Source organism: Xanthobacter sediminis (assembly GCF_043195015.1).
Classification (GTDB): domain Bacteria; phylum Pseudomonadota; class Alphaproteobacteria; order Rhizobiales; family Xanthobacteraceae; genus Xanthobacter.
Map to the genome: position 1 here is coordinate 115,253 of NZ_JBAFWH010000001.1, position 12,322 is coordinate 127,574.

At 66.5% G+C, this 12,322-nt stretch carries 9 protein-coding genes; 3 read left to right on the top strand and 6 right to left on the bottom strand.

Features of this window, described 5'->3' with window-relative positions; genetic code table 11:
• Positions 1–207: 207 nt before the first annotated feature.
• Together V5F61_RS00465 and V5F61_RS00470 are read right to left on the bottom strand one after the other, a co-directional pair.
• The gene (locus tag V5F61_RS00465; protein ID WP_393986909.1) at positions 208–1,464 is read right to left on the bottom strand and encodes a glycosyltransferase family 4 protein; all 1,257 of its coding nucleotides are present in this window, start codon (positions 1,462–1,464) and stop codon (positions 208–210) included.
• Complete coding sequence (locus tag V5F61_RS00470) at positions 1,461–3,218, bottom strand: glycosyltransferase family 2 protein (protein WP_393986910.1); 1,758 nt, start codon at positions 3,216–3,218, stop codon at positions 1,461–1,463. Before V5F61_RS00470 ends, V5F61_RS00465 begins: the two co-directional genes overlap by 4 nt.
• 830 nt (positions 3,219–4,048) lie before the next feature.
• On the opposite strand from V5F61_RS00470, the gene V5F61_RS00475 reads away from it, so the two are divergent.
• The 3 genes from V5F61_RS00475 to V5F61_RS00485 all read left to right on the top strand — a co-directional run bounded on the left by V5F61_RS00475 (position 4,049) and on the right by V5F61_RS00485 (position 8,879).
• Positions 4,049–4,918 (top strand): alpha/beta fold hydrolase, encoded by an 870-nt coding sequence (locus V5F61_RS00475; protein ID WP_393986911.1) that lies wholly within the window; start codon positions 4,049–4,051, stop codon positions 4,916–4,918.
• A 548-nt stretch (positions 4,919–5,466) separates the two neighbouring features.
• Positions 5,467–7,545, top strand: coding sequence for a hypothetical protein (locus tag V5F61_RS00480; protein WP_393986912.1), 2,079 nt, complete (start codon positions 5,467–5,469; stop codon positions 7,543–7,545).
• A gap of 170 nt (positions 7,546–7,715) precedes the next feature.
• On the top strand, positions 7,716–8,879 hold the full coding sequence (locus tag V5F61_RS00485) for an acyltransferase family protein (protein WP_393986913.1): 1,164 nt from the start codon (positions 7,716–7,718) through the stop codon (positions 8,877–8,879).
• Between the two features lie 39 nt (positions 8,880–8,918).
• Here V5F61_RS00485 and V5F61_RS00490 read toward each other — a convergent pair whose 3' ends face one another.
• From V5F61_RS00490 to V5F61_RS00505, 4 genes are read right to left on the bottom strand one after another with little or no spacing between them, the layout of a single operon-like run.
• Complete coding sequence (locus V5F61_RS00490; protein WP_393986914.1) at positions 8,919–9,668, bottom strand: TonB family protein; 750 nt, start codon at positions 9,666–9,668, stop codon at positions 8,919–8,921.
• The gene (locus V5F61_RS00495) at positions 9,665–10,081 is read right to left on the bottom strand and encodes an ExbD/TolR family protein (RefSeq protein ID WP_393986915.1); all 417 of its coding nucleotides are present in this window, start codon (positions 10,079–10,081) and stop codon (positions 9,665–9,667) included. The genes V5F61_RS00490 and V5F61_RS00495 overlap by 4 nt, the downstream gene beginning before the upstream one ends.
• Positions 10,065–10,529: a TonB-system energizer ExbB gene (gene exbB, locus V5F61_RS00500; protein ID WP_393986916.1), complete on the bottom strand. Its 465-nt coding sequence runs from the start codon at positions 10,527–10,529 to the stop codon at positions 10,065–10,067. The genes V5F61_RS00495 and exbB overlap by 17 nt, the downstream gene beginning before the upstream one ends.
• 14 nt (positions 10,530–10,543) lie before the next feature.
• Positions 10,544–12,283, bottom strand: a complete 1,740-nt coding sequence (locus tag V5F61_RS00505) for a ShlB/FhaC/HecB family hemolysin secretion/activation protein (protein ID WP_393986917.1) — start codon at positions 12,281–12,283, stop codon at positions 10,544–10,546.
• Positions 12,284–12,322 lie beyond the last annotated feature (39 nt).

The window sequence follows — 12,322 nt, forward strand, 5'->3', positions numbered from 1 at the left end:
GCGGTCGGATATTTTTATTATTTATGTCACTACCGCAGGTTGTCTTCTGCGGTTTCAACATTGCCATCCCTAAAATTCATGTACCGCAACGTCTCCCGACGGTCGAGCCAAAACGTGTTGCAGCGCATTTACGCTGAAAATGAAGGTTCGCCCGCCATCCAGCTCTGCGGAATGATCCGCGCGTCAGGACGCCGATTCGGCGAAGGCTCAGCCGGAGGCCCATTCAAGGTACCGTGTTGCCGCAACTTCCACGGGTATCGGTTCCCTGAGGTTCTGGTGCAGGCGTGCCCAGTCTTCCGGATCGGCCGCAGCGGCCAGGAGCGTCTCGCCCCAGTCGGCCGTATTGCCGACGCCCACGTGCCGGCCGTCGACGCCATCGCGCACGTGCTCGGCCATGCCGCCGATGTTGGAGCACAGCACCGGCCGGCCGTAGCGGAAGGCTTCCTGGATGACCACCGGCGAGTTCTCCCACCAGAGGGAGGGCACCACCACCCAGTCGATGCGCGCCATGCGCCGGGCGAGGTCCTCGCGGTGGTAGGCGCCGGGCCAATGCAGCACGCCTTCTTCCATGAGAGGGCGTCGCAGCGCCTCGATGCGCGTACGGAAGGCTTCCTCCTGCTGGTCGAGATTGGCGCCGTGGATCTCCAGGTGGATCTTCGCGCGCCGGGCCCTGGGCAGGCCCGCCACCGCCGCGAGCAGCACGTCCACCCCCTTGAACGGCGTGACCTGGCCGAAGAAGGCGAAGCGGTTGCGCTGCCCGCCGGTCGGCAGCGCGCGCGGGGGAAGGCGGCCGCCGGCCGGCTGGCCGTTCTCGATGACGGCGATGCGCTCGGCCGGAAGGCCCCATTCCACATAGCGCCGGCGCAGAAAGTCCGAGGGCGCCACGAAGCGGTCCACCACATCGAAATGGCGCCGGATGAAGTGCCGACGCAGCCAGAAATCCTCTTCGCTGCGTTCGGGAAAGCAGGCGACGCAGGCTTGAGGACTTGATCCGAAACACAGCTCGCGCGAGGCGCGCTTCACCATCTGCCCGTCATTGGCGCAGATGGCCTGGAACTCGTGGAGGGTCAGCACGATGCGCGCATCCGGGAGGGTGCGGCGGATCTCGCGCAGCAGCTCCAGTCCCATGTGGGCATAATGATGGACGAACACGATGTCCGGCTTCAGCCGGGCGAGGAAGGCGCGGAACGGCCCCGTCACCGCCTCGCCCCCGGCGGACTGGAACTTGAACCAGTCGCCCATGTCCGTGCGCCACAGATATTCGTCTTCCCGCAACAGGGCGACGAGGCCCGAGCGCGGGCCGCGGTCATAACGGGCAAGCAGCGTCACCCGCCCGGCCGTGCCCGAGCGGCGCAGGGCGCGGAAGAGCTGGTCGGCCGCCACTTCGGCGCCGCCGGTGCTGAATTCCACATGGCCGTGGGCGATGACGAGGATGTTCGCGGGAGGGCGCGCGGTCGCGGTCATGGCTGCCCCTGCGTTCCGTGCCCGGCCTCGCGGTCGAGGGCCGGGCGCCAGCGCTTCTGGTGCAGCCAGGCATTGAACAGCGTCACCCGCGTGCGGAATTCGCCGCTTTCGCCCAGGCCCACCGACTGGCGCTCCAGGTGGGTGAGCGCGATGTCACGCGCCACCCCCACCCGCCGCCCGGCGGCCCGCGCCTTGAGGCACAGATCGGAATCCTCGAAGTCTCCGATGAGATAGTCCTCGCTGAAGCCGCCGAGGCCGAGAAGCTCCTCGCGGCGGCCGATGAGGCAGGCACCGGTGGCGGCGGGCACGTCGGCCACCGCCCCCTCCGTCGCCGGCAGTGGCGCAAGGCCCTTGCCGGGATGGTCGTTCAGATAGACGCCGTAGGCGAGGCTGTAGGTAAAGCCCATGCCGTCGTGCTGCACTCCGCCGTCGGGGAACAGGAGTCGTGTGCCGAGCAGCGCGTGGCCTGGGCTGGCGTCCAGCCGCACGCTCAGTGCCGCGAGCCACCCGGGCCCGAGCGGGATCACATCCGAGTTGAGGAACAGCACCTGGCGGCCGCGCGCCAGGGAGAGTCCGAGGTTGCTGGCGCCGGAAAAGCCGCGGTTGCGCCCGCCCCAGGTCACGGTGAGGGGCACGCCATAGGACGCCCACCAGCGTGGCAGCGTGGCAAGCACCGGCTCGGCGAGGCGGGGGTCGTCCACCACGTAGATGATTTCGCAGCGCTCCCGAATGAAGGCGTCGCCGGCGAATTCCAGCAACTGGTGGTCCACGAAGTCGCTGCGGCCGTAGAGGGGAATGACGAGGGAGACCTCCGGTGCCACCACCTGGGGGCCGGCGTGGCGCACCAGGGGCGGCGGCCCCTCGGCGCCGCGGGCGCAGGCGATCAGCCGGCAGAGCAGGGCGCCGTCGTGGGCCGTGAGGCGCTCCGCCATCCGCTCGTGCGGCACGGGCAGCGAAAATGCCCAGCGCGCATAGCTGACGGGATCGCGCGGCGCTGGTTCGGCGACGCTCTCATCCACCAGGGACAGCCCGTCGCCGCTGCGCGCGAGGAGGCGCGCTGTGCCGAGAGCACCCGCGGGCGGAAGGGCCTGCAGGAAGCCGGCTTCGGCGGCGCCGGCACCGTAGTTACCGGCGAATGCCTCGACGATGTCAGGCCTCATCCAGCGCAGGGCGCCGGCGAGGTCCGTGCAGCGTCCCTCCTCGTCCACCAGGAAGAAATCGGCTGATCCTACGGTCCAGCCCACGCAGAGGCCGCCGGCGCCCGGTGCCGTCCTGAGCCAATCGATCTTGCCGCGCGGGCCGTCCGGAAGGGCCGCGTGGACGCAAGTGGCGGCGAGGGCGCGTATGGCCTGCGGGCTGTCCCTCAACGCCTCGAACAGCACGCCGCGTGCGGGCGCGTACTCACGCGCGATGCGGTCGAGGGAGGGCTCGCGCTGTGCGGGCGGGAATTCCGCCGGCGGCAGGAACCGGCGCGCTCCAGGTCCGGCCAGCGCCTCCAGCCCGGCACCGGCCGGCAGCGGCCCGCGCCAGAGGCAGAGGAAGCCCCTGACCCCATGCGAAAGGGCATAGGTGGCCGCGACGTCCGGCCGCTCGACCTCCACCCGCGCGTGAGGGGGAACAATGGCCCCGCCGGCGACCAGCGCGACCTGCCCCGCGCCGCAGCTCCAACCCGTGATCACCAGCACGTCGCCGTCGATATAGACGCGATCAAGGCCGGCGCCATTGCCTCCGCTGGCCAGCAGCGGCGACCACACAGGCCCGTCCGCCGGAGGGGAGGCGTCGCGCTCGGGGGAATGGGTGAGGGGAGGGGGGGCGGTATACGGTGGGGCGGCTTCGATTCCGGCTGCGGCACGCGGTCGGTGTCCGCTGCGATTCCCAAGCCAAAACATTGCGTTCGCTACCCCCGCAGCCCCGAACTCACCGACATGGGGCAGGCATTCATTAAGATTTGCTGCGGGGAAGGTCAAATAAGTTTGTGGGAGCCGGCATGTCATTTCTTTCAACATGCTTCAGCAACTAAAAGTTATTTTATTGATTTATAATCAACTCATAATTGTGCGTCGTGGCGACCTTCGTTGTGGGCGGACGGGTGTGATGCGCTGTTCGGCGCGCCGGTTTGGCAGGCGCCTTGGCGGGGGAAAGGGCATTGGATTTTCCTGTCACACTATCGACTTCTGCGCTTGCAATAGAGAAACTGCGACCATTGAGGGTGTCCGCCGGCAGCTCCGGTGGCCGCTGTCGCGAGACGAATGACCGTGCCGCCAAAGGCGCGGCGAGAGCCTGGGAGGCCGGCAACATGCATGATGGCGTCGCCGCGCATTCGGGCCGGTCCTTGGCGCCGGCACGGTCCATGGCGTTGGCTGCGGCATCGCGGCAGGCTGCGGACCCCTTGCCGCAGGTGCGTTCGAGTAGCAAGAAACCCACAGGTGCGCGCGGTCGGCTGCCGCGGCACGCCGCTCCCGGCCGAATCTTCGGATACAGGGCGCAGGTGGCGCGGTCCCGTCAGGTGGGGCGTTCTCGCATGTCCGGCCGGATGGGCGCGGCCCTCGGCGCGGTACCCGAACGGTTCTGGTGAGCGATGACTATGGGCAGCTTTCAGGCCGAAGATGGCGCGAGACTGACCTATTCCGACGAGGGCGCGGGCCTGCCGGTGCTGGCGCTCGCCGGCTTCACGCGCACCCGCCGCGACTTCGACTATCTGGCCCGCCACCTTTCCGGCGTGCGGCTGATCCGACTCGACAGCCGCGGCCGGGGCGACTCCGAATGGACCGGCGTGGATACCTATAATGTCGTACAGGAGGCGCGCGACGCCCTGGCGCTGCTCGATCACCTGGGCGTGCCGCGTGCGGCGGTCATCGGCACCTCCCGCGGCGGACTGCTGGGCATGGTGATGGCGGCCACCGCGCCCGAGCGCGTGTGCGGGCTGTGCCTAAACGACGTGGGGCCGGTGCTTGAACGGCCGGGCCTGGAGCGCATTGGCACCTATATCGGCGTCGAACCCGCCGTCTCCACCCTGGAGGAGATCGCCGACCGTATGCCGGCCGCCATGCCGGGCTTCACGCGCGTGCCGGAAATGCGCTGGGAGCAGGAGACCATCCGGCGCTACACGCAGACGAGTAGCGGCGTGGAGCTGCCCTACGATCCGGCATTGCGCGAGGCCTTCCAGAAGGCTCTCGCCGCCGCACCGGCCGATGCCTGGCCCCTGTTCGACGCCTGCCCGCACATTCCGATAGCGCTCATCCGCGGCGCCAACTCCGATGTGCTCAGCTGCGGCGCCGCCGACGCCATGGTGTGCCACCGTCCGGACATGAGCCGGGTCGATGTCCCCAACCGAGGGCACACGCCCTTCCTGGACGAGCCTGAGGCGCTGGAGACGATCCAATCCTGGCTCACCCGCTGTGCCCACGAGGTGGAAAGCCATCCGCAGCCCAACGCGGCGGGCGCCAGCGCCTGAGCGGCGGAGCGGCGCACCGAAGAGTTCGTGTCCCGACCAGGTGAGGCTCACTCTTGCGGAGCCGCGAGGGTGAGGCGGGTCGTCCCCGCAGGACTTGGCGACCGCCGGTCGCGATGCGCCCAGCGACGTCAGAGCCGGCGAGGCTCGCGCCGTCCTCGGCGGCGGAGGGCTTCGGTTCCCGCGACGTTTGCGCCAGACAGCCGGTGAAAACGCCGAGAACGGGTGATGATGCCGTCGAAGCGCCAGCGACCCGAAATCCCCCCGGGCGTCGGCCCTCCCAATCGCCAGTGACGCTACGCTGCAGAGGCGAGGTGCTGAACGCCGCGTGATCTCGGGAAAGCATGAGCTTTCCACATCGAGATTTGCGCGCCGCGCAAAAAATCCGCAATCAAGGGCGGCCGTCTCGGTGCCGCGGGTGCGCTTCACGTTGGGGCGTGTGCACTGCGGCCTCATCTTCGAGTTTCCAGCGCTCCTGCCCATGCCCGCAGGCGGCGTGATCCGCTATGAGGAAAACGCCGGGCAGTCGTTCTGGCTCTCGAGGGGATGCAATGACCTCCAGGTCCAGGCCGTGCGATTTCACGCGTAACCGCATCGAGGCCCGGTTTGCGGCCTTCAACGCCGCATATCTGATTCTGCTGCTGGTTGCCGTTGCGGCTTCGACGATCACCGCATTCGCCTATATGGGTTGGATCGGCGGCGATGCCGATGTGGCGGCACAGGGGCATTTCCTGCCTTCCTTGGCCGTGACGGCAGCTCCGGAGCCTGCCGAGAGATTTACCTTCCTTGTCGTGTCGGTGTTCATATCCGCTCTTGGGTTGCTGACGGCGGCCCTGCGGTGGCCGGCATCGCCCCGGCGCACGACTGCATGTTCCGCATCGCTCAGCGCTTCCATTTATTGCGCGCTGGCTCTGATGGTGTTCTGGGGGCTGTCGGAGTTCGATTTCGGCGAATTGCTCTCGGTGAGCACGGGGGTTCCTTCAGGGCCGGTGATGCTCAAGCTCGCAGCATGTGCCTTTACTGCAGCCGTCTGCCTGGTGGGGGGGGCGGTTTGGCCGCGCGGGTTCCTTCCGCGCCGGGCGGCGGCTCGGAGTATCGCGCTGGCGGTTTTCGTGGTCGCGATGGGCCTTCAGGTCGTGTCCTGGCGCATCGTGTCCGAGGCGTCGATCGAGCCGGATGTCAGATGGTCGATACATGCGGATGCTCTTGTCCACGTCATCTACCAGGTTTCCATGGGAAAGATAATTCTGGTGGACATGCCATCTCAATATGGATTTTATGCTGCATTTGTCGGATATATTTTTAATTTTGCTAAATTTGATATTTTATATATATCTATTATATTTTCAATTATTCAGATAATATCTTTATTTTGTTTGTTTTTTGTATTTAGTAAAAATATTTATAATATATATATATTTATATCATTTTCTGTGTCATTTATATTCTTAACATTTTTGACGTTCTCGTATGTGGGTGGTTTTGGGGATTTTTATTTTCAGTATTGGCCCATAAGGTTTTTCTGGCCTGCGATGTCGGTTCTCTGCTTTTGGTTTTACCAATCCTCTCCCAATTTGAGGCGTGCGGCGCTCGTGTCGCTCGTCGGCGCGGCAGGGGCCGTCTGGAACGCTGACACCGGCCTCATGATCGTCGGCGCTTTCACGAGCTTTCTTTTGGCCAAATGGGTCGTCCTGCGCGCCCGCGGCTGCGCGGGGGACGTTGCCGCGCGCCGTGACCTCCTGAAGGCGCTCGCGCTTCATGGGGCCATCTTCGCCGGTGTGATCGGCACGGGCGTGCTCTACCTGATGTGGCGCAGCGAGCAGGCCATCCATTGGGAATGGCTGTTCCGCTATCAGCGCCTTTTCTATGATTACGGGCTCGCCATGCTGCCCCTGCCGCTCGGTCCCGCCAATCCCTGGATGACTGTGCTGGCGGTCTATCTCCTGGGCGCGTTCAGCGCGATGGCGCGCTGGCGCCGCGCGCCCAGGGCGCGAGGGGCCGATCTCGTCTTTTTTCTCAGTGTGCTCGGCTGGGGACTTTTCGTCTACTACCAGGGACGCTCGCACATCGTGAACCTCATCACCGTGTGCTGGCCGGCGCTTCTGATCGCGACGATCCTCGCCGATCGCGCCACGCGGGCGGTGACGGCGGGAGTGCTCGGCCGCGTCCACCTCATGCTTCCGGTGACCACCCTCGCCGTGCTGTTTTATTGCGCGCTGCCCTTCGTCTCCAATCTCGGCATGTTCTGGCGCGACGCCCGCAATACGCTGCTGCATCCAGGGCGCATCGCGTCCGAACTGGTCGGGGAAGAGCTCGCTTTCATCCGCAGTCACAGCACGCGGGGCGAGGAGTGCCTGGTCCTGAGCCTGAGGCAGGGGCTGTACACCGCGCTCGCAGGTCTGCGCACGCCCACGCAGGGACCGGGGTATGTGGAGATGCTCACCACCGAGGACAGGGACGACTTCCTGCGCCAGCTGCACGCGCGCCGCTTTGGGTGCGTGTTCATTGGCCTCGGCGCGCAGACCGCAATGAATCTCGGCGTGGACATCATGGAGCCGTTCCAGGACTACGAGAAGGTCGCCACCAGCGGGCATGGCACGCTCATCCGCCTGCGCCCGCGGGAGCCGTAGCCGCCCGCGGGCGCAGGTCCGGGGCCACGGTCGCAGGCGCCTGCTTCCCATCTTGGGGAGGGTGGCTACTGCGCCATTTAATTCGTCATTCAACCGCTTGTCATAATCTGCCGCATTCAAATATGGTGCTGGAATTAAAGGACTTTTAAAGCTCTAGGTTGTATTTTCGAATGCGGCGCGTCGCAGAAGCCACCTTTCGCCCCGATCTCCAGGCCCTCAGGGGATTGGCTTGCTGTGCCGTTCTGATCGGCCACGGCTATGTGTTCACCAGCACCCTGAAGGCCGAGTGGCCGGACAGCGCCGGGTGGCAGGTCGGGCGTTTCATGGTTTCGGGGCTGCTCAGCGCGCAGCCCGCGGTGCTGCTGTTCCTCGCTTTGAGCGGATACGTGCTCGGCTGCCAACTGGAGCTGTCGCCGGCGCGTGATGCGCGCTCGTTGATGGCCTATTACGTCAGGCGTGCCTTCCGGCTGCTGCCGCTCATGCTGGTGTCGATCGTCTTCGCCGCAGCCCTCCGGGCGCTCCTCATGGGGCCGCCGCTGTTCCTCCAGGGCGTGTTCATCCCACCCGAAGTGCCATGGTTGCAGACGATCCTGCTGCAGGACTTTCGCCTCAATGCGGTCCTGTGGACGCTCAACGTCGAAATCGGGGCAAGTCTGCTGCTGCCGGCGTTCTATCTTCTGGCATCTCGTGGCAGCGCAGGCTTGAACATCCTCGTCGCGCTGGCGCTGGTGCCACTCATGTGGGTGCAGGAGCCGTTCTTTCTTCAGTTTCTCATCTTCTTTTATGTGGGGCTGCTGGTGCCTTACCTGCCGCGCCTGTCGTTCGTGGATCGAACGCCGGTGGTGGTCCTGTTCGCTCTGCTTTCGCTGGCGGTCATCCAGTGGGCGCCCGATGTGCTGGCCGGCGAGAAAAGAGACTGGTTCTTCATGCGGTGGCAGCGGTGGATGTGGATCGAGCCACTGGCCGTGATGGCGCTGCTCTATTGCATCGTGCACAACAGATCGGCGCTTGGTGCGCTGCTTGAACGGACATTCCTCCGGAAGATCGGCGACATCTCTTTCGGCATCTATCTCCTGCACCTGCCGATCATGATGGGGCTGCTGGCGCTTGCGAAGCATTTCGGCGTCACGCCCGATCTGGCGTCGCTCGGCAGCGCCTACGGATTTTTCTTTGTCATCACGGGGATCACCTTCGTGCTCGCGGTTGGTCTGGCGGTCCCTGCCTACCGGTGGTGCGAGCTTCCGTTCATCGGGATGGGCCGGGACCTTGCCCGCCGCATCGGCCGGCGACCGGTGAGCGCGGGAGCCCTCCCGTACACCGAGCCATCTGCCTGAGCGCCCATGCGTTTGCCGCCCGCCATGCGCGGGCGGTCCTCATTTCCGGCGACCGTAGGTGACGGCAATGGTCACGGATATGGGTCGGGGCGGCGTGCCGAAGGGTGCGCTGGCCGCGACCGTCTTCAATGCGTTTTCGTCGAGCAGGGACTGGCCGGAGCTTTCCGCAATGCGGAGCGAGCCAGCCTGGAGCGTGCCGTCCGTCCCGAGCGCGAAGGCGACCCGTGCCGTGCCTTTCAGCCCTTCGTGTCGTCCCGCAGCGGGGTAAACGAGGCTTTCCTGCACCTTTTTCGTCAGCGCCTGTACATAGCGCCGCAGGCGCTCCGCCTGGTTCTGCTCGATGGCGAGGCTTTGCGCCTGCCGCACTTCCGCGCTGCCGACGATGTTGGCGGCTCCTGCGTCCCCGGCTCGTTCTGTCGCCGGGGTCGCGCTCTCGGTGGGCGCGCTCTGCTGCATCACCTGCTCCGGTGCTGCTGCAGACGGGAGCGGGGCGGCCTGCGTGCCGTCCGGCGTGGCCGGCGTTTCCGGCTGCTCCGGCGCGGGCGGCTGCATGGCCTCCGGTGCCGGCTGCGGCTCCGCGGCGTCTCGCGCGTGCTGGCTTTCGGAGCCACGGGCCTGCTGCTGCACCTGCTGTTCGTTCTGGGTGTCGGCCACGATGCCGTGAAGCTCCAGCACCAGCAACTCCGGCTGCGGCGGAGACTCCTGCTCCAATGTCAGCGTGAAGGGCAGCAGCACCGCGCCGTGAAGCGCCAGGGAAAGCGCGAAGCCGTGGGCCAGCGTGAAGGTCATGGGGCGGCCCCAGGCCTCGTGCTGGAGGCCACACCCTGGGTCTGGATGCCCACCTTGGCGAAGGCGAGCTGTTTCAGGAGGTCCGCCACATCCACGAAGCGCTGGAAGGGGAGGGTGCGGTCGGCGCGGATCAGCAAAGCGGTGTCCTTCGGCAGGGGGCCGAGCCGCTCGCGCAGGGCTGGAAGGTCAAGGGCGGCGCCGTCGAGATGGATGGTGCCGGAGGCGTCGATCTCGATGATGGTCTCGGCCTGCTGCTCCACCTTCATGGGCGAGGCCTGCGGCAGCGCCAGCGGAATGCGGCCGACGGCGATGAAGCTTGCCGTGGTGAGCACCATGGTGAGCAGCACCAGCATGATGTCCACGAACGGGATGACGTTCAGGCTCTCGAAGGGTTTCTCATCCACGGGCGGCATCTCCCGCACGCGCGGCCGCCTCGTGCGCGATCTCCCATTTCAGCATCAGCACCTTGGCCGAGCGCAGCAGCGCATTGTAGGCGACCACCGCGACCAGGGCGACCACGAGCCCCGCCGCCGTCGCCTTCAGCGCCAGGGCGAGGCCGACCATGATCTTGGCGGGGTCCGCCCCCGCCGAAAGGTCCATGGAGGCGAAGGTGAGCATGATGCCCAGCACCGTGCCCAGCAGCCCGATATAGGGCGCGTTGGAGGCGACCGACGCCACCACCACCAGCCGCTTGGTCAGGTCCAGCTCCAGCGCCTTCGCCGATTGGTAGAGGTGGGGCTGCACCGCGCGATAGAAGAAGATCCGCTCCAGCACCACGGCCACCACCACCACGCTGAGTGCCAGCAGCAGCCCGATGACGCCGTAGTCGATGGCTTCCTTCAGCCAGTCCATCTCCATCATGTGCCCTTCCGCCGTCAGAACGTGATGCCGGCCTGCACCAGGCCCACGGTGCCGCGGTCGTAGCCGGCGGCGGCGTCGCCGCCGCCCACGGTCCAGGCGACGTACCCTTTCAGCAGGAAGGCGCGGCCGGGCGCGTATTCATAGGTGCCGTAGTAGCCGAGCCCGATGTCGCCGAGCTGCACGTAGTCGGGCTGGGTGACGGTGTAGCTGCCGTCCTCCAGCGCGACGCCGCCCACGTCGGCATAGGCGCTGACCGCATGGCGCCAGGCGAGGACGTCGGGCAGCGCGTACTTCAGCTCCGGTGTCACCAGCCAGCCGCTGTCGCCGGACAGGCCCTCGTCGTAGGAGCGGACCCCGTAGAAGCCCGTGAGCGAGAATTGCTCGGAGGAATCGAGGTTTCCGGTAAAGGACTTCTGCCCGCGGATGTTGACCGAGAAGGAGAGCTGCTCCGTGAGGCCCACCGTGGCCACGAGCGAGGCCGTGAGCTTGGAGAAGCCGCCCGCCGTGTCCGCCCCCAGCGCGTTGGTGAGCTGCTGCTCGGGATTGGGGAACTCCACGTTGCCGAAGGTGATGGCGACCGCGGCCGAGGTGACGAGCGGCAGGCCGAAGACAGTGGCGTTGGTTTCCCGGTTGAGGCCGACGATGCCCTCGCTGATACGGCGATGGGCGTAGGAAATGTCGAACGTCAGGTCGTCGAGATTCTTGTAGGTGTAGGCGGCCGAACCCCAGATGGAATCCGCGCGCGAGCGCAGGAACGGATAGGCGAGGGTGGCGGAGATGCCGTCGGCGACGCCGGTGGCGTCGAGGTCGGCATAGGCGTTGCCGAGCTCGTAGGTGGTCCGGAAGGCTGCGATTTCCGCCCTGAGGCCGTCGTAGCCGATGGGCAGGGCATAGGCGAGGCGCCCGTTGGCGAGGTCGGTGGACTGGGAGATCATGCCGAATCCGGAGAGCCGGTCGCCGATGCCGAGCGGCGAGTTGAGGTTGAGCCCGGCTGTCGCGCGCCAGCGCCCGGTGTAGGGCGCGCCGAAATTGTCGCCCAGCAGGAAGCCGTCGAGGCGCCGCTCCTCCGGCACCTCGAACAGGAAGTCCGAGCTGCCCGGCGCGCCGCCCGCGCCGATGACGGAGCGCGGCATGTTGGCGCCGTAGAGGTCGGAGATCAGCAGCATCGCCCGCTCGAGGGGCGCCCGCTCGATCAGCTCCCCGGTGGAGACCTTCTGGTGGCCGAGGATGCCGGCGAGATAGTCCTCGCGCACCAGGGAGTCGTTCTTCACCGTCACCGCGCCAAAGCGGCCGGGCAGCAGCTTCATGGTCAAGGTGCCCCTGCGCGCGTCCTGGGCGGGCACATAGACCTTCGCCACCAGGTAGCCGGCCTCGCGGTAGAGGGCGGTGAGCCGGTCCGCCGCCTGGTAGATCTGCGCCAGGGTGAGGTCCTTGCCTTCATAGGCGGCGAGAACCTCCCGCACCTTTTCCGCGCTGACGGAGAGCCCCTCCGTGCCGGCAAGGACGATGTGCCGGATGCGCAGGGTCTGGCGGTCGTCGAACGTGAACTGCGGCTCCGCGAGCTGCGGCAGCACCAGAGGCTGCGAAGGCCGCACCTGGGGCGCGGCCTCCTGCGCCTGCTCGGTGGCGCGCACGGCGGCACCGATGTTGAAGGGAAGCTGCTGGGCGCGGGCCGTGGCGGCGGGGGCCAGCGCCGCCACGGCCACGGTGGTCGCGAAGATGGGACGCAGGGCTGAGGTGAGCGAACAGGCCATGGCGATACCTTGAATTATATCTGAGTGAATATAGCTTTT